This is a genomic window from Acinetobacter sp. VT 511, from assembly GCF_001077515.1.
In the GTDB taxonomy this organism is placed as follows: Bacteria; Pseudomonadota; Gammaproteobacteria; order Pseudomonadales; family Moraxellaceae; genus Acinetobacter; species Acinetobacter schindleri.
The window spans coordinates 76,127-92,468 of record NZ_LFRE01000062.1 but is presented as its reverse complement, the minus strand read 5'-3'; the positions used below and the strand labels follow the sequence as shown (position 1 = coordinate 92,468).

19 protein-coding genes, 1 rRNA gene and 1 pseudogene are annotated in these 16,342 nt (G+C 42.1%); 7 read left to right on the top strand and 14 right to left on the bottom strand.

All coding sequences use genetic code 11. From position 1 onward, the window contains the following. Positions 1-24 precede the first annotated feature (24 nt). Positions 25-139 (top strand): 5S ribosomal RNA (rrf, locus tag ACS72_RS09830). Between the two features lie 148 nt (positions 140-287). Then, a pseudogene (locus ACS72_RS09825) lies at positions 288-1,903 on the top strand (Na/Pi cotransporter family protein). Here the strand turns inward: ACS72_RS09825 and ACS72_RS09820 are convergent. The 4 genes from ACS72_RS09820 to ACS72_RS09805 form a co-directional block, all read right to left on the bottom strand. Then, positions 1,866-3,248 carry a dihydrolipoyl dehydrogenase gene (locus ACS72_RS09820; protein WP_048881997.1) on the bottom strand — a complete coding sequence of 461 codons (1,383 nt, stop codon included), beginning with the start codon at positions 3,246-3,248 and terminating at the stop codon, positions 1,866-1,868. The pseudogene ACS72_RS09825 and the gene ACS72_RS09820 overlap by 38 nt on opposite strands. An 82-nt stretch (positions 3,249-3,330) precedes the next feature. Then, positions 3,331-4,509 (bottom strand): hypothetical protein, encoded by a 1,179-nt coding sequence (locus ACS72_RS09815; RefSeq protein WP_048881996.1) that lies wholly within the window; start codon positions 4,507-4,509, stop codon positions 3,331-3,333. Between the two features lie 205 nt (positions 4,510-4,714). Next, complete coding sequence (locus ACS72_RS09810) at positions 4,715-5,137, bottom strand: sulfur transferase domain-containing protein (protein WP_048881995.1); 423 nt, start codon at positions 5,135-5,137, stop codon at positions 4,715-4,717. Then, complete coding sequence (locus ACS72_RS09805) at positions 5,130-5,465, bottom strand: TIGR01244 family sulfur transferase (RefSeq protein ID WP_048881994.1); 336 nt, start codon at positions 5,463-5,465, stop codon at positions 5,130-5,132. The genes ACS72_RS09810 and ACS72_RS09805 overlap by 8 nt, the downstream gene beginning before the upstream one ends. 124 nt (positions 5,466-5,589) lie before the next feature. On the opposite strand from ACS72_RS09805, the gene ACS72_RS09800 reads away from it, so the two are divergent. From ACS72_RS09800 to ACS72_RS09790, 3 genes are read left to right on the top strand one after another with little or no spacing between them, the layout of a single operon-like run. Beyond that, entirely contained in the window at positions 5,590-6,486 is an 897-nt protein-coding gene (locus tag ACS72_RS09800) for an alpha/beta hydrolase (RefSeq protein WP_048881993.1), read from the top strand. Then, positions 6,487-6,918, top strand: coding sequence for a thioredoxin TrxC (gene trxC / locus ACS72_RS09795; RefSeq protein WP_004816003.1), 432 nt, complete (start codon positions 6,487-6,489; stop codon positions 6,916-6,918). Between the two features lie 20 nt (positions 6,919-6,938). Beyond that, positions 6,939-7,355: an acyl-CoA thioesterase gene (locus ACS72_RS09790; protein WP_004816004.1), complete on the top strand. Its 417-nt coding sequence runs from the start codon at positions 6,939-6,941 to the stop codon at positions 7,353-7,355. Positions 7,356-7,572: 217 nt separating this feature from the next. Here ACS72_RS09790 and ACS72_RS09785 read toward each other — a convergent pair whose 3' ends face one another. Together ACS72_RS09785 and ACS72_RS09780 are read right to left on the bottom strand one after the other, a co-directional pair. Next, a complete protein-coding gene (locus ACS72_RS09785; protein ID WP_048881992.1) occupies positions 7,573-8,085 on the bottom strand; it encodes a DUF4442 domain-containing protein in 513 nt (170 codons plus the stop codon). Positions 8,086-8,112: 27 nt separating this feature from the next. Then, positions 8,113-8,601 (bottom strand): YajQ family cyclic di-GMP-binding protein, encoded by a 489-nt coding sequence (locus ACS72_RS09780; RefSeq protein ID WP_004816006.1) that lies wholly within the window; start codon positions 8,599-8,601, stop codon positions 8,113-8,115. Positions 8,602-8,692: 91 nt separating this feature from the next. Between ACS72_RS09780 and ACS72_RS09775 the strand changes: the two genes are divergently transcribed. Further along, entirely contained in the window at positions 8,693-9,007 is a 315-nt protein-coding gene (locus tag ACS72_RS09775; protein WP_004816007.1) for a rhodanese-like domain-containing protein, read from the top strand. A gap of 179 nt (positions 9,008-9,186) precedes the next feature. Here ACS72_RS09775 and mnmC read toward each other — a convergent pair whose 3' ends face one another. Genes mnmC through ACS72_RS09755 form a run of 4 tightly spaced genes read right to left on the bottom strand, consistent with a single transcriptional unit; the run spans position 9,187 to position 12,597 of the window. Continuing rightward, the gene (gene mnmC, locus ACS72_RS09770; protein WP_048881991.1) at positions 9,187-11,085 is read right to left on the bottom strand and encodes an FAD-dependent 5-carboxymethylaminomethyl-2-thiouridine(34) oxidoreductase MnmC; all 1,899 of its coding nucleotides are present in this window, start codon (positions 11,083-11,085) and stop codon (positions 9,187-9,189) included. Between the two features lie 39 nt (positions 11,086-11,124). Then, a complete protein-coding gene (locus ACS72_RS09765; protein WP_048881990.1) occupies positions 11,125-11,649 on the bottom strand; it encodes a hypothetical protein in 525 nt (174 codons plus the stop codon). Between the two features lie 5 nt (positions 11,650-11,654). Continuing rightward, entirely contained in the window at positions 11,655-11,957 is a 303-nt protein-coding gene (locus tag ACS72_RS09760) for a YciI family protein (protein WP_004816011.1), read from the bottom strand. A 28-nt stretch (positions 11,958-11,985) separates the two neighbouring features. Then, positions 11,986-12,597 carry a septation protein IspZ gene (locus ACS72_RS09755; protein ID WP_004816013.1) on the bottom strand — a complete coding sequence of 204 codons (612 nt, stop codon included), beginning with the start codon at positions 12,595-12,597 and terminating at the stop codon, positions 11,986-11,988. Between the two features lie 44 nt (positions 12,598-12,641). Here ACS72_RS09755 and ACS72_RS09750 point away from each other — a divergent pair, with 44 nt between their 5' ends. Further along, positions 12,642-13,493 carry a PHP domain-containing protein gene (locus ACS72_RS09750; protein ID WP_048881989.1) on the top strand — a complete coding sequence of 284 codons (852 nt, stop codon included), beginning with the start codon at positions 12,642-12,644 and terminating at the stop codon, positions 13,491-13,493. Positions 13,494-13,499: 6 nt separating this feature from the next. Here ACS72_RS09750 and ACS72_RS09745 read toward each other — a convergent pair whose 3' ends face one another. The 4 genes from ACS72_RS09745 to radC all read right to left on the bottom strand — a co-directional run bounded on the left by ACS72_RS09745 (position 13,500) and on the right by radC (position 16,284). Continuing rightward, entirely contained in the window at positions 13,500-14,339 is an 840-nt protein-coding gene (locus tag ACS72_RS09745; protein ID WP_228156218.1) for a hypothetical protein, read from the bottom strand. 63 nt (positions 14,340-14,402) lie between these two features. Beyond that, entirely contained in the window at positions 14,403-14,528 is a 126-nt protein-coding gene (locus ACS72_RS18895) for a hypothetical protein (RefSeq protein WP_260396274.1), read from the bottom strand. Between the two features lie 77 nt (positions 14,529-14,605). Continuing rightward, positions 14,606-15,517, bottom strand: a complete 912-nt coding sequence (locus ACS72_RS09740; protein ID WP_004816019.1) for a bestrophin family protein — start codon at positions 15,515-15,517, stop codon at positions 14,606-14,608. Positions 15,518-15,585: 68 nt separating this feature from the next. Further along, entirely contained in the window at positions 15,586-16,284 is a 699-nt protein-coding gene (gene radC / locus ACS72_RS09735) for a DNA repair protein RadC (protein WP_048881988.1), read from the bottom strand. Positions 16,285-16,342 lie beyond the last annotated feature (58 nt).

Below are 16,342 nucleotides of genomic sequence, written 5' to 3'. Positions count from 1 at the left end.
CAAACGCAAAGTCATACCAGTTGTGCTGGCGACCATAGCAAGAGTGAACCACCTGATCCCTTCCCGAACTCAGAAGTGAAACCTCTTAGCGCTGATGGTAGTGTGGGGCTTCCCATGTGAGAGTAAGTCATCGCCAGCTCATTATTCTAAACACCCTCTGTCAAATGGCAGGGGGTGTTTTTTTATGCGTGAGAAAAATAGAGGGGTAAACTATTTGCTAGGCTTGGTTTGGTTTTAGCTATCGTATATAAATTATTAAAACTTAAAAATTATAAAAAGGGATAAGTGTGTTTGATGTATTTGCACAACTTTGTGGTGGAATAGGTTTATTCCTGCTCGGCATGACCTTGATGACCGACGGCCTGAAGGATATTGCAGGTGAATCTCTGAGACAGTGGTTAGGTAGATTTACGGGTTCTCCTTTAAAAGCGATGAGCTCAGGTATTATCTTTACCTTGATTGTGCAGTCTTCAACAGCGACAACACTTGCTACTATTGGTTTTGTAAGCGCAGGAATACTGACTTTTGCTCAATCTGTTGGCGTGATTATTGGTGCAAATATTGGAACCACCAGTACTGGCTGGATGGTAGCGTTGCTTGGTGTCAAATTCTCGATTGGACAATTCGCTTTACCCTTAATTACAGCGGGTGCATTACTCAAGATTTTAGCTCAGGGTCGGCTAGCTTTAACTGGGCTTGTAATTGCAGGCTTTGGTCTGATTTTCTTTGGAATTGAGTTATTGCAGGTGGCAATGTCTAGTCTGGCAAATCGTATAGACCTTTCATATTTAGCACCCAAAACTTTTTCTCAAAATTATTATTAGTCTTGATTGGCTTGGTGATGACGGTCATTTTACAGTCATCTAGTGCTGCAATTACGACGACGATTACTGCATTGGCGAGCCAGATTATCCAGCTAGAACAGGCCCTTTTGCTGGTTATTGGTCAAAATATTGGAACTGTAGCTACGGCAGTCTTAGCGGCAATTGGGGCGAATAGCAATGCACAAAGAACGGCTGCAGTACATGTGATTTTTAATCTGAGCAGTGCAACTTTTGCCTTCCTGATATTAATTCCATTTTTTCTCTGGTTATCCCACGAAGGTCACTTGCTGGCTTCCTGGGATTCTGTAGTAATTGTTGCAGCTTTTCATACGGCATTTAGTTTATGTGGGGCTGTATTATTAATGCCTTTCATCGAACAGCTTAAGCATTTTCTGACTTGGCTCATTCCTACTGATGAGGACAGTTTAATTCAGTCTCTGGATGAGTCGAGTCTTTCAGTACCCGCAGTCGCAGTTGCGAATGCTGAAAATGTCATTGAACAGATAGTATGGCAACAATATGGCTGGTTTATTGCAGCATTTAAAGATGGACAGCTGGTTGCAGCTAATCAACTCAAACAACAAGATGAACTCATTGCAAAGCTTAAACAATATTTGGCTCAAATTACCGTGTCTCAAAATACCGAAGAGCAAGCACGTTTATTGGCCTTACTCAGGAAAGTGGTCTATCTCAATGTATTCCGCAGTGATCTTGAACAATTATCCTATAGTTTGGATATCCGGACTCAGCCTGCTTTATATCAGGTTATATTGGATGTTTTTGAAATTTTTGATAATTATTGGAAGGAAGCTGCAGATGTAAAGGATTGTGATAAAATTTGCATGTTACAAAATGAACTGATTCTGCTGGAACAATGGACGAAACAACATCATGCTGATCTTCGTGAAAAGATTAATCAGTATGCTTCTAGCAATCAATTGAGTGCTGCCAGAACCTTGGAATTACTCGCAGCCCATCGCTGGCTAGATAGGTTTATTTCCCATAGCCAGCGCTTTGTAAATGTATTAAGTGAAAATGAACTCAATGCTGATCAGCTAACTGACGACGCGCATGCTTGAGTGCAGTACGTAAGCCCTCTTCTAGAGTCGGATGATAGAATGGTTTTTCTAGGATCTGATCAATTGTCACTCCTTCACCAATTAACCAGGCAAGAAGATGTGCTAGATGTTCTGCCTGTGCACAAAATAGTTCTGCACCCAAAAGTTTACGCGTAGACCTGTCTACATATATTTCAGCACCACCCATATTGGTAGCTTCCACCCGCGCTCGGCCCTGTCTTTCATAAGAAATAAAACCTGTAACGAAATCAGTTTTTGCTTTTTTTAATTGCTGATAATTTTTTCCAATAATAGCCATTTCCGGCTGACTGAACACAATTGCCAAAGGGGTTAGTTTTGGAATTGCTTGTATATCTGGATAATTTAGGCAATTTTTAACGATTTTTTTACCTGCATATGCCGCTTCATGTTGAATTGGAGCATCAGGAGCTGCATCACCAATAATAAAAATTGGGTGGTTAGCTAACTGTTTTGTAGAAGGATCAATTGGAAGATTTTTGATTTCTATATACGAAGGATCGATTTTTTCCAGTTCGAGTTGATCAAGGTTACTGCTTCTTCCGGTTGCCGCTAATACGTAATCAACTTCTAAGATTTCTGCTTGGTCATTTTGCTTAAATTTTATCTGGACTTGATCACCTTGTCGGATCATTTCATCAGGAACAGTTTTAAATTTAATCTCAAGTTCTGAACTGAGTTGCTGTTGAGCAAGTTCCTGAAGCACCGGACTTGTAAGAGAGCCGACTTTTTGACTACGGGCAAATACAGTGGTCTTAACTCCTAAGCGTTGCATGGCTTGAACAAGCTCAATGGCAATCACTCCGCTACCAATCACTGCCAGTGACTCAGGTAGGGTAGGAAGCTCAAACACCTCATCAGAGCTAAGAAGTCGCTCACCGAGTACTTCTTTTTGTTTTGAATCGATATTTGGTCGTGAGCCTACAGCCAAAATAAAACTTTTAGCTTGATAATATTGTCCATCTACTTCTACGGTTTGGGCATCTACAAATTTGGCATGACCTGAAATTTTATGTTTTGGATTCCATTGATTGACTTCTTTAAGGGTGGCTTGAGTAAAGAAATCACGTAATTCACGAACACGTGACATGACATTGTTCGGGCTAACTTCACTATCAATATTTAAAGCTAAATCATGTGCATGCTGAATCAGGTGCATACGATTGGCTGAAGCAATTAAAACTTTACTTGGCATACATCCGACGCGTGCACAGGTCGTATCCCAAGGGCCAGCATTAATAATCAGAATATTATCCGTATGTTTGATTGCTTCTTTATAGGCAGTGATGCCTGCCGTGCCTGAGCCGATAATGATGAGGTCGTACATGATAATTAAGTTTTTAATAAAATTTGAATTTACTATACAAAAAAACCCTCTACAAAGAGGGTTTACTTGCAATTATTTACACTTAGAACTTTAAGCCACTTGGTTGGGTAAGGGTAGTGCTTATTGTTCCATTATTATTTATAGATTCACCTTTGTAAGTAATTCCATTAAAAATATGCGTAAATTTTAATTTTGTTCCATTTAATGCCTGTTTGAATGTGAAAATATTTGTGCCTTCTAGGAAAATAGAACCAGTAAAACTTTGAGTATTATTACTAGGACTCTCATTTTCTATTCTTGTGCCAGAAATAGAACTAACGTTTGGTAAATTTAATGTTTGCATGCCTGTGGTTCCAATTCGATAAGTTGCTAATGCTGTAGCATCACCTGGAACCGAATTAATAGTGAAATTGACAGGTTCTGCATCAGGAGTCTTAGGATTGTCATTAATTAATACATCAAATCCTGAGTTATTTTGTAATACATATAACTCTCCATCTGTTGAAGTTGGATCTTTATAAATACTTAGAGCACCTTTAGTTTCTGTGGTTTGATCTTGATACGTTAATGTAACTTGATAATTACCATCAGTTTCATTCATTGATACAATACGTAACTGATCTTCCTGAATAATTCCCCAAGATTGTTTATAAGGATAACCAAATACGCCTGTAACCCAAATATCATTATATTTTTTGTCAGCATTGCGATTATCAAAAATGATAATCATTGTTTTACCAGTAAAATGATCAATTTGTTCTTCGGATAATTTCATTCCATCAATTTCATTATCGTTAACATCGAAATCCCAATCAGCATATTTATTAGGGTTTACTAAATTTAAAACTCTTTTTATTTCAGAATCACCAAATAAAATATAACAACCAGTATTGGCATATGTGCCTGAATCCATACATTTTTCACGATAGAAAAAATTATTAGGATTTTGATCAAAGGCTTTTTTGGTGTCTATAGCTAATTGTAGTGGACCTTGAGCAAAAGTATCTAAAGCATGATCGATATAGCCCTTAGCTGTAGCGGCATTTGTGGCATCATAATTTCCGAATAAAAATTGACCTTCTTGTTTTAGTGCATTCAGGGTAAGCTGAGCTTCATTTAAGTCAGTAGAAGGCGTAGCTGGGGGAGGAGTATTCCCGTTATTATTTGATTGGTCATTATAATAACCATCACTTCCTCCTCCGCCACAGGCAACTAATAAGCTAGATAAAGTCATCGCTAAAATCGTTTTAATAAATTTCATGTTTACCCCCAAAAAAATAATTTTTTGAAAAAAGTTTTGTTATATTGTTCAAAGATTAACATACATAAAAAATGGCGCAAAGAGCGCCATTAATATTTGGTTGTGAAATTAAAGCGCAGTTCCCACACTCACACCCACAGTCGGTCGAACATTCATCGAACTACAACCAACAAAACTTAAACTTAAACAAATGATCAGTAAAACTTTATTCATGAATTAATCCTTGGTCCTTCGCCTTGTAATACAAGGCGGCAGAGCGTGTACCACTACGGCAAACCATTAAAATGGGTTTAGGTAAGTCATTATAGTATTTGGAAAACTCTTCAATGTTCTGTTGTGTAATTTTTCCGCTAATCACTGGCTGATAAATTACACTGGCATGATGGCGCTCTGCGATAGTGCGAAGCTGAATAACCGATACTTCATTACCTGTTTCCTGATCTGGACGATTGACAATGACAGATTTAAAACCCTGTTTCATTAATTCTTGAAACTTAATGCTATTCATTTGTCCAGCTACACTCACTGTAGGAGTTAATGGCCGGCTTAATTCTGCAGAAAAACTGAGTGTAGCAAAGCTTAGACCGAGTCCAAGCATTGCACATTTCCAGAAAAAGGGATTAGTCATCCAATAAATCCATTTGTTTTGCGATCTGGTACAGGTTATTAGAACGGTTACCAGTACGGCAGAACATCAATAAGGGTTTTGGCAGTTCGTTATAGTGATTGGCAAAAGTACGGACATCGAGTTCAGTGATCTGACCTGCAACTACAGGTTGATGCACGTAATCCAGACCTGCTGCACGAGCAGCTTCTTCAATTTGTGCACTGGTTGGCTGATCCGGACCACCTTCCATATCCGGGCGGTTATTGATAATGGATTTGAAGCCTTTCTCAACTACCTGTGCGATATGTTCTGGACCAATTTGACCTGCAAAGCCTACATTTTCACTCATGATGTCACTCCATCATTTCATTTATAAAGATATGCTTTATGATAGCATTAAGCTCAAAAATGAGCAGAAAGATCTGAAATTTTTATAAACGAATACCACCATAAAATAACGCAACGGAGCGCGTATGCATGTATATACAGTTGAACCACTGTATGTCAAAAGCGGTCAAGATGTCATTGCTGCCGATTTTTATCGTCCCAAGAATATACAAAAACCTGCAGTCATTTTAATGGCACATGGTCTGGCTGCCTTACGTCATTTTGAACTGGTCAAATATGCCCAACGTTTTGCAGCAGCGGGTTATGCCGTCATTTTGTTTGATTATCGCTACTGGGGTGGAAGTACCGGACGACCACGAGAACTGGTTTCAATTAAAGCCCAGCTTGAAGACTGGCGAACCATGATTGCTCACGTTAAAGCACGTAAATCCTTGGATGCTAAACGTATTGTGCTCTGGGGAACGAGTTTGAGTGGCGGATATGTACTAACACTTGCCGCAGAATCCAAAGATGTACAGGCCATTATGGTCCAAGTTCCATTTGTGGATGGTGCTGAAAGTGCCAGGTTGTATCCTTTACAGCAACTACCTAAAGCCCTGAAGATTTCCAGTCAAGATTATATGGGGTCTAAGGTGGGAATGACTCCACGTACTTTACCAGTAGTTGCCCAGAATGAACTGTGTTTCTTGCCGACACTAGATAGTTACCAAGGTTACCTTTCAATTGTTCACCCTGACTATTATTGGAGTGGGGAAATACCAGCCCGGGTGTTCTTTAAATTAATCCGCTACCGACCTATTCAGGACGTGCGCAAGATTACAGTTCCAGTGCTATTTATTGCTGCGAAACAGGATAGCCTGATTCCGATTGAATCCAGCCGTGAGACAGTAACCAATATTGCACCATTTGCCCAATATCATGAGTGGAATATGCGCCATTTTGATATATATCATGGGGAATGGTTTGAAAAAGCAATTTCGACCCAATTAGAATTCTTACATCAATATATTGGAGTTCGTTAGATGATCATTGTATGTCCGTCATGTCAGGCCAAAAACCGTGTGCCTGAAGATAAACTCACCGAGAGTCCTGCATGTGGCCAGTGTCATCAGGGCCTGATTCCACTTGCACCGATTGAACTCAATGAACAGAATTTTAGCCAGTTCGTGACTGGCAGCGATTTACCGATTCTGATTGACCTATGGGCAGACTGGTGTGGCCCATGCAAGATGATGGCTCCGCATTTTGCAACAGTAGCACAGCAGTATCCAAATGTGGTATTTGCCAAAATTGATACTGAAGCGAATCCACGACTCAGCGCTGCATTTAATGTTCGTAGTATTCCAACACTGGTTTTGATGAATAAAACTGATGAAATTGCTAGAATAAGTGGTGCGCTCAGAGCACCTCAGCTGCAACAGTGGCTGGATCAGCATCTGAATGCCAAATCCTAATACCCAGGCCTGGAGTTAACGTGTCAGATTCTCATGTAAAACCAGAGGGAGTTCTTTCCCTACAGACGATTGCAATGCCAGCAGATACCAACTGGAGCGGTGACGTATTCGGTGGATGGATTGTTTCACAAATGGACTTGGCCGGTGCGATCCATGCAGAACGTTTTTCCAAAGGACGTTGTGCGACAATTTCGATTAATCAGATGACTTTTCTGGTACCGGTAAAAGTCGGTGATGTGATCAGCTGCTATACCAAGATTCTGAAGGTGGGGAATACTTCGATTCAAATGCAGATCGAAGTGTGGGACAGTCACGATGATTCCCGTCCGCCTGTTCGTGTCACAGAAGGCGTGTTTACCTTCGTAGCGGTGGATGTCAAAGGCAATAAGCGTCCGATTCCAGATGAAGCAAAACAGAAGTTCCTTGACGCTCAGTAAACGAATTGATGAATGCAAAAAACCAGACAATTTGTCTGGTTTTTTTATTTTTGAAAATTTAAATTCTTAGGCAATGATTTTTATTGCTTATCCTGATTTTAAAGCTAAAAAATCAAATAGTTTTTAAGCTGAGACAAGGAAAACAGTCATTATCTTGATAGATGATGAGGATACTTTTAAATAATCCCCAATTTATTTAGCGTATATTCTTAAAAAATTAAGATGCGGCTTTGGTTTTAAGCTGCGATTTAGCGATCCAGGCCCAGAGCATTTCACACTGAATCGGTGCTTTGCCAGATTCATCTGTTATGACGACCTGCACCAATGTTTCGCCTTTATCTGTACTTTGCATCAATTGCTGCTGTTCAGCAGTCAGAGTGGCTATAGCACGCATTGCCCCCTGGGTAGGACGTTTATAATCAATTTTGATACTTTTGATGAGGACGACTGCAGAATCAGGCACGTTCATTGCGGTGACAAATCCCGTGGCTGTTTCTGCAAGCAGTGCCATGGCACAGGCATGAACCTGACCAATATGGTTCTGCATAGCCTTATGATTGGCCATGCTGACCATGACCTGATCATGACTCACCTGTTCATAGCGAATTCGGGCAGAACCGACCATCGGCACCACACGTCCAAAGGTTTTACTCAGCAGTGCAGTACGAATGCCTTGTGGAAGTCGTGAACTTGCTTTTACCAGTTTGGAGAGTTGATTGCTTTTGGCCATGGTTCTATTATCCGAAAATAGACTGTCTTAGTCTTTAAAGTTGTTGAACTGTAAAGGCACACCAAATTGCTGTTCTTTGAGGAATGCCATAATTTGTTGCAAAGTATCGCGTTTTTTATCGGTCACACGAATCTTGTCGCCTTGGATAGAAGACTGCGCTTTAATGCCACTTTCTTTAATGGCTTTATTAATTTTTTTTGCGGTATCTGAGTCAAGACCGTCTTTCAGTTTAATCACCTGGATATAGTTTTTACCTGAAGGTGCACCTTTTTGCGGATCAAGCGCCTGAATATCTACTTTACGTTTAAAGAAGTGATTTTCTAACATGCTATAAACTTGTTCACACTGAAAATCACTTTCAGTCTTGATTTTGATTTCTTTATTTTTTTCGTTCAGCTCGATTGAAACGTCCTGACCACGGAAGTCAAAACGGGTCGCAATTTCTTTTTGCGTGTTTTGAACTGCATGGTTTACTTCAAAAATTTCTAATTCAGAAACAATATCGAAAGAAGGCATAGTTTAGACCTTTACAAATGGAAAGAATATCTGAGATGCTAGGGATGTTTTCTTCATTTGCCAAGTGTTGTTTACATCAAAGGAGTGCGCAATGATCCGTAAACAAGAAATTACAACATTTGAGTTCCCAGAAGGTGCTGTAATCTGGGATGTACGTGATTCTAATGCTTTTGCTGAAGCACATATTAAGGGTGCGGTAAACCAGCCTATTAACGATCTTTCAGCAGATAGCCTTACTCAAGTGTCCACGGATCAGCCGATTTATATCCTGTGTGGTGGAGGTAGTAAAGCCCCTCGTGCTGCTGAAAAATTAGAGGGTTTTGACAGCTCTCGTGAATATGTCATCCTGATGGGGGGTACACGTGCTGCCCGTGATGCAGGCTTGCCGCTGGAACAGGGTGCCTGATTAAGCTTTAAAAAAGAAAAAAGCGCCTTCAGGCGCTTTTTTCTTAGCTAAATTTCTTCAATGGTCCCCTTTGAAAAAGGTGAGCCATAGATGGCGCAAGAGGGGGTAAATTCTTTCTATAAGCCCCTCCCTTACGGAACAGTGTTCCTCACCCTTTAATAAAGGAAGGGGCTTTAACACTAAGGTTTAAAATAAGGCTTCTGGGTTTTGATTTTCTTTTCAAAGCGTTTGACATCCAGTTTCTTCACTAGATTTGTGGGTGCAGGACAAGCTTCTCCTAGAATCTGTGCAGCCAGGATTTCACTGCATAATGGAGCAAATAGAAAACCTTTGGAACCTAAGCCAGCCAGACTATAGATTTCCTGATCGGATTTGAGTTTTCCAAGCAAGGGGAAATAATCTTTGCTCTGTGCACGAACCGAAGCACGACCTTGCCATTCACTGACATCAGCCAAACTCTGTGCATATTCTGGAAATACTGAATGGATCAGTTCACGGTTATGGATATGATCTTCTTCCAGTACCTCTGTATCATCACGATTCAGGCAGAATGAAGCACCGAGCAGTAAATGCTGTTCATCAAACTGGATACAGTAACCGCCGTAGCTATAGGCAATATTCGGATCGAGTGGTTGATCGCTATTTTTGAGCCAACTGACCTGCCCACGAATGGGTTTGAGTTCAGGGTGCTCTTCAAGCAGCTGTGGCGTATTTAATGCGGTACAGACGATGACATGATCAAACTGGCCGAGTGAGCTATCACCATTAAATAATTCTGGACATGAGTGTGGTTCAATTCGGCTAATTTGGGCCTGGATATAGCGAATATTGCTATGTTGCAGGATTTCATCACGCAACTGATGAGGCGATACAGCTCCTGCCTGTAACAACGCCAATGCTGGATACTTCGCTGTTAAAGGCTGCTGATTTTGATCTGGAACTTCTAGAATACCATCAGGATACTCATCAGCCAGAGCCAACAGGTTTTCTGGATTTTTCAATGCCAGCTGCTGAACCTGAATCGCGCGAAAGGCTTTAAACTGTGCATAATGATTTAGGGCGTGTTGCCAAGCCTGGGTCATTAAATGTTCAGCGCTTTGTGAAATCGGTGACAGTTTCGGATTGAGTAGCGCTAATGGATTACCAGAACCACCGGAAAGTGGTGCTGTTTGATCGAATAGGCTGACTTGATGACCACGTAGAGCAAAAGCCCAGGCTATACTTAAACCGGCAATACCAGCACCAATGACAGCGATCTGACGTGCCTGACATTTCAACTCTTTATTGAGCGAAGTTTTTTTTTGAGTATGATGTTCAGGAATTGCTGTTACTGGCTGTGCAAATTCAGGCGGATTCCAGATGGCTTTCAGCATTTCACGTTTATGACCAAAGCCACGTGGACGTGAAATCGAAATACCATGATTTCTAAGACCGCGTTTCAGTATACCTGCGACACTAAAAGAGGCAAAGGTGGTGCCATAATCCGAGAGTCGAACAATATTGTTCAGGACATTCTCTTCCCACATATCCGGATTGCAGGAAGGCGCAAAACCATCAAGGAACCAGGCATGTACTGACACAGTTTTTTCAATGACTGGAAAGACATCTTGTGCATCACCTAGCCATAAATCCAGAGAAAAACGTTCTTCAGGAAAACTGAGGCGATGACAGCCAGCAATTGGGAGTGGATATTGGGAAATCAGCTGATCTGCAAGGGGTTTTAGTTCCGGCCAGGCATTTAAAGCACGAATCAGATCATCTTTTGATAGAGGAAATTTTTCCACTGAAATGGCATGCAGATGGCTCCGGTTATCTGGACGAACCTGTTGCCACAGTTGCCATAAGGCCAGAATATTGAGTCCTGTACCAAAGCCCGTTTCCCCTACACAAAAATATTCAAAAGGTTTGAGATCCGCGAGCCGGGTACCGAGATCATTGCCATTTAAAAACACATGGCGTGTTTCAAGCAGACCATTGTCCTTGGAAAAATAAACATCACCGAACTGTTTGGAAACTGGCACGTCAATGCCATCTACCAGCTGCCAATCGAGATCGGCAGTTTGAATTGCATGAGACAAAACGGATACAACCTTCAATACGTCAGGAGAGGGAATAGCTTACCACTGACGACGGCGTTTGGTATAAACATAACTCGCGATCAGGAAGCCAAGTAGTACGCCTACAGCCAATGTCGCAGCACCGTAGAGAAACATTTGTGCACTACGTTCACTTTGTAGCACCTGCACCTGAACGCCGAGATTATCGTTTTTCAGCTGTAGTTCCTGATTCTGGGTCAATGCTTCAAGATTGGCTTTTTCCAGTTGTTGCAGACGTGTCGCCTGATCTTTGACCAAAGCCTTCACTTTGGCATCTTGCTGAGCTTTGGTCTGTGCAATATCTTCTGCAGTCAGTGGCTTGGCAGCAGGATTTTGAACAAGAGGATTATTCGAAGCAGCCACTGGCATGATGCCAGGTTTATTGGCAGGCAGTGTTTGCGGTGGCGTATTGGCTACCGCGGGTTGCACAGTTGCTGGTGTATTTTGCGCTGGGGCAGCAGATTCCGCTGCCGATGTTGCTTCAACTGCCCAAGCAGTTGTACAGGCAAAAGATAAACCGATTAAACTGGCAATTACAGCGTGCATGAACCTTATCCTTGTGGGAATGCTTTATTGAATGGTTTAACGTCAATATGCGCATAGACGCCTTCTTTTAAGAATGGCTCTTCCTGTAACCATTCCTCCAATGCTTCACGGCTGTCAAAGTCCACAATGATGGTGCTGCCATAAAAACCTGCTTGAGGATTACCCGGTTCTTTTGGCATCGCGCCGGCAACGATTAAACGACCTTCATCATTTAATTTTTGCAGACGTGCAAGATGTTGAGGACGAATCGCAAGGCGTTTTTCGACAGTACCTTCCTGATCGGTACAGCTGACAACAAATAATGGCATGGCAGTTCTCGATGACTTAGTCTAACTTTTATTCAGCAGTTTTAAAGTATTTGCGCAATACAATGAACTGAATAATGATAAAGGAAAACATCACGATCATGTCACCAAATGCGGTAAATTCTCCCCAATATTTTCCATCCATAAAGATATAGGCAAAGAAGCAATGCAAGAAAGACATCACCGCAAACATTGCTGCCCAAGCATAGTTGAGCTTAAACCAGCCTTTTTCAGTTAAATTAAACACCGGTCCAAACAGACGTTGGATTAATGGTTTTTTATCTTTACTGAACCATGGTGAAAGCAGGAATACGCCAGCAAAAACCAGATTCAGCAAGACAGCTTTTAAGCGGATATAGAAATCATCACTGAGTATTAAAGTGATTCCACCGAAGATCACCGTCATGAACAATACGATCCATTGCTGTTTGTCCAGACGGAATTTCTGTGAAACAAATAACGCGCCATAGACCACTAACATGGAAATGATCAGACCTGTGGTTGCCACAAGAATATTGTTATTGTCGACACCGCCTGCGGAGCCAATCAGCTGGAGTAATGGATGATTGGTATCTTTAGGATCTACTGTCTTATATAAATAAAAGAAAATAATGAGTGGCACAAAGTCTAAAAGTGCTTTCATGTTAGAGTATCTAAATCTGATCAAATAAATGTCATAGTATAGAGATGCACGGCGTAGATTTACATACACACAGCAATATTTCTGATGGAACCTTAAGTCCACAGCAGCTGGTTAAGGCCGCGGCAGCGAGCTTTATCCATACGCTGGCCTTGACTGATCATGACACCATGGACGGTTTAGAGCTGGCGTGTGAAGCCGCGAAAGATCACGAAATTAAGATCATTTCTGGCGTAGAAATCTCTAGTCAATGGTCACGTCTGGCCACCAAGAAGAATTATGGCGTGCATATTGTGGCGTTAGATGTTCAAAATCCTGAGCCATTGCAACAGGCTTTAGAACAGCAAAAACAGATTCGCGCTGAACGCTCAAAAAAGATTTGTGATCTACTGATACCATTGATTGAACAAGATATTTATCCAGATGTAGTCGCTAAGGTTGATAATATTCCAGACCGTGTCACGCGAACCCATATTGCCAAAACACTGGTTGAAAAGGGGATAGTCACTCGTCCACAACAGGCTTTTGATAAATATATCAAGGAAGGTAAGAAAGCTTATGTGAAGTTTGATGGACTGGGACTAGAAGAAACCATTCAGGTGATTCATGCCAGTGGTGGTTTTGCAGTGCTAGCGCACCCCACCCGTTATGATCTGTCTGCAACCAACATCCGTTACCTGATAGAAATTTTTGCCAGGTTCGGTGGGGACGCCGTTGAGCTGCCACCAGCAGTTGATCCGGCTTCTACCCGGCAGATGGTAGATCGGATGATTGCTGAACATGGGCTAAAAGTATCTGTAGGCAGTGATTATCATGGGGACAATATGCCTTGGATTAAGCTCGGCCATATTCCAACAGTTAAAGACGGGCAAGTGGGCATCTGGGAAAGTTTTCGGTAACAGGCGTCAGGCTTCAATAAATGGAGACTGCTTTTGCTGCTGGATTTTTATGCCTAGAAGGCAGGCCAAAGCTAAACTCAGTAATGCCAGTTGCCAAGTTGTTGTAATCGCTGCCATCAGTAATAATGCTGCAATAAGCGTATAGTTCAGTAAATTGCGATAAAGAAAAGGATGGTTCCGGGAAATTACCGCCTGCTGGATGTCTGGATGATGTTTGAATTCTCGATAGCGTAGAAAATCGATCAAATTCGCGAGCGCCAGTTCCAGCTTGTCAAAATGTACTGCCTTGCAGGACATCCGATAGTACTTACCATAATTGGTACTCAGCTTAAGCGTATAAGTTGGAGAGTCATCTTCACGACTCGCCTGAATATGTACAATTCTTGGTAAGTCCAGCATGAGTCGACTGGGAATATGGTCGAAGTAAATCCGTCCGCGGAGCGGTGTCGCGATATAGTACTGCAAATGCTGAAAATTCTGATCTCCATCATGTGCATACAGTTGAACAATCCAGCGTGTACGCCTCAGGTAATAGACCAGAACCTGCTGGCCGATGAGCGCATCACTTGGTTGAACATGGATATCCAGATACGATTCTGTGTTAAACAGCTGATTCAGATCGACATTAAACCATTGTGGGGCTTCATGATCATTGATCTTTAATAGCAGTTGCTGCTGTTTGCGTAGCCGGGTCGTGTGAATCTGACGTTGGCCCATAATTGTAGCATCTGAGCTGCGTAAGGCTCTTTCACGGATATCCTGAGCCAGCCTCGAATCAATCAGGTATTGCTGAATCAGAAAAGGAAATCTGAAATATTGTTTCTGGTCATAGCTTAGACCAAACACCAGTATGAAACTGATGAGAAGCAGTAAAATCCAGTACTGTTCTAATCCAGTGAATAAAATATCTTACCAGGCCAATACACAGCCAAATGCGAACACGACCCCGCTACCAAGCAGTAAAGCCACTAAAGTTGCACCCAGACGCGTCACCGGTTGCGGTGTATAATGATGAATCCGTTGCTTGATAGTCATGAGATCTTATTTTTATTGTTTCATTATTTTAATTTTGAATTGAATATATGAGCTGCGTTCAGCTGTAATCATATTTCTTATAATAGATTATGATCTTGGGCCTGAATAGGTGGTGGGGTTGGTTTGCCTAAAGTACCCAATAGTTCAATTTCAATGGTACGTACCATTGAATCAAGGGGTAAGTCATTGCTTTGCGTACCAAAAGGTTCTTCAATTTCTGAACTGAGCGCATCCAGTCCCAAGAAAGTATAAGCCAAAATTCCGACCAGCAGCGGTGTCACCATTCCAAGGGTCGAACCCAGACTAAATGGCAGCATAAAGCAGAAAAAATATACGGTACGATTCAGCAAGACTGAATAGGCGAAAGGTAGTGGTGTGGTGGCAATCCGATCACAACCTGTCTGTACAATACTCAACTCAGCTACATGCTGGTTCATCTGCGCATAAATGATGTCTGAAATTTCGCCTTCTTTCAGGGCCTGCATAAATTCCCATTGAATCAGACTGAGGGTGTACTGTGGGGCATTGGCCTGTTGATAGAGCTGTTGCAGGGCTTGAGGACTCATACCACTGGTCTGTACCAGTTCGGTTGGATTGGCAGTCTGATGGCGCAAACGATCGCGCAGTACATTGGCAAAGACAATTACATGCTGGATGACCCGCTCACGGCGTGCCTGCGTCAACATACGGCAGTCTCGGTCAAAATGACGTGCATTGGCAATTAGGATCCCCCAGAGTTTGCGCGCTTCCCACCAGCGTTCATAGGCGGCAGAGTTCTTGAAACCAAGGAAAATCGACAGTACTACTCCGATCAGGGTAAAACCGACTAAGGGTAATTCCGGTAAATGTAAATAATTGGTATAAGATAGCCCGCCAATAATGGCAGAAATGAGCATGACCACGCCTAGAGGCGGCAGTACCTTAGGTAAAATCGTTCCCCGCCATGAAAATAATACTTTAAAGATACTGGGTTGGTCACGTACGATCATTTATTGGAATCATCACAATTTTTTTCATGATCTTGTTGAGTTGTGTCTGCTTTGTCAAGTGCTATCGTTCAGGGTTTTACCGTATTGATGAGTTGCTGTTCTGCAAAGGAAAAACTGCCTTCCCGGGCAATGATACAGTGATCAATCAGGCGGATTTCGACCAGGTGACAGGCCTTTGCAATCTGCTGGGTGAGTTCAAGATCTGCTGCGGAAGGTAGAGGCTGACCGAGTGGATGATTATGGGCAATCACAATCGATGTTGCCTGTTGCTGAATGGCATGGCGTAGTAACTGATTAATCGAAATCTCACATGAATTAATCGAGCCATAAAACATTTTCTTAAAGCTGATTTTTCTTAACCCGGCATCCAGACACAGTACAGCAAACACTTCCTGAGTTTCTCCCAGCAGTTCAAAGCGCAGATAGTCCATAATTTTGCGGGAATGATTCAGCTCCAATGCATCTTGGCGAAGGTGCTCGGCAATATAGCGCCGTCCCAGTTCCTTAACAGCCATCAGCTGGGTAAATTTACTAACACCCATCCCGTGAAACTGGCTGATCTCTTGCAGTGGGGCATCCAAAAGAGTACTTAAATGACCAAAATGTTGAATCAGAAGTCGAGCTAGTTCCACTGCGGAATGCCGCTGGGAGCCTGAGCGCAGGAAAATTGCCAGCAATTCGGCATCGGAGAGGCTTTGTGGGCCTGACTGTAACAGGCGTTCGCGTGGACGTTCCTGTTCAGGCCAGTGTTTAATCGAAAATTGCATGTTTATTAGACTTATTTATTATTAATTATTGTTTTTCACCCAAAAAGGTCTCTTGGGC

Bases quoted from the DNA above. Each gene is read 5' to 3' on its own strand.
- ACS72_RS09820 (WP_048881997.1), bottom strand. From the start codon at position 3,248: ATGTACGACCTCATCATTATCGGCTCAGGCACGGCAGGCATCACTGCC.
- ACS72_RS09815 (WP_048881996.1), bottom strand. From the start codon at position 4,509: ATGAAATTTATTAAAACGATTTTAGCGATGACTTTATCTAGCTTATTA.
- ACS72_RS09810 (WP_048881995.1), bottom strand. From the start codon at position 5,137: ATGACTAATCCCTTTTTCTGGAAATGTGCAATGCTTGGACTCGGTCTA.
- ACS72_RS09805 (WP_048881994.1), bottom strand. From the start codon at position 5,465: ATGAGTGAAAATGTAGGCTTTGCAGGTCAAATTGGTCCAGAACATATC.
- ACS72_RS09800 (WP_048881993.1), top strand. From the start codon at position 5,590: ATGCATGTATATACAGTTGAACCACTGTATGTCAAAAGCGGTCAAGAT.
- trxC (WP_004816003.1), top strand. From the start codon at position 6,487: ATGATCATTGTATGTCCGTCATGTCAGGCCAAAAACCGTGTGCCTGAA.
- ACS72_RS09785 (WP_048881992.1), bottom strand. From the start codon at position 8,085: ATGGCCAAAAGCAATCAACTCTCCAAACTGGTAAAAGCAAGTTCACGA.
- ACS72_RS09780 (WP_004816006.1), bottom strand. From the start codon at position 8,601: ATGCCTTCTTTCGATATTGTTTCTGAATTAGAAATTTTTGAAGTAAAC.
- ACS72_RS09775 (WP_004816007.1), top strand. From the start codon at position 8,693: ATGATCCGTAAACAAGAAATTACAACATTTGAGTTCCCAGAAGGTGCT.
- ACS72_RS09765 (WP_048881990.1), bottom strand. From the start codon at position 11,649: ATGCACGCTGTAATTGCCAGTTTAATCGGTTTATCTTTTGCCTGTACA.
- ACS72_RS09760 (WP_004816011.1), bottom strand. From the start codon at position 11,957: ATGCCATTATTTGTTGTCAGCTGTACCGATCAGGAAGGTACTGTCGAA.
- ACS72_RS09755 (WP_004816013.1), bottom strand. From the start codon at position 12,597: ATGAAAGCACTTTTAGACTTTGTGCCACTCATTATTTTCTTTTATTTA.
- ACS72_RS09750 (WP_048881989.1), top strand. From the start codon at position 12,642: ATGCACGGCGTAGATTTACATACACACAGCAATATTTCTGATGGAACC.
- ACS72_RS18895 (WP_260396274.1), bottom strand. From the start codon at position 14,528: ATGACTATCAAGCAACGGATTCATCATTATACACCGCAACCGGTGACG.
- ACS72_RS09740 (WP_004816019.1), bottom strand. From the start codon at position 15,517: ATGATCGTACGTGACCAACCCAGTATCTTTAAAGTATTATTTTCATGG.
- radC (WP_048881988.1), bottom strand. From the start codon at position 16,284: ATGCAATTTTCGATTAAACACTGGCCTGAACAGGAACGTCCACGCGAA.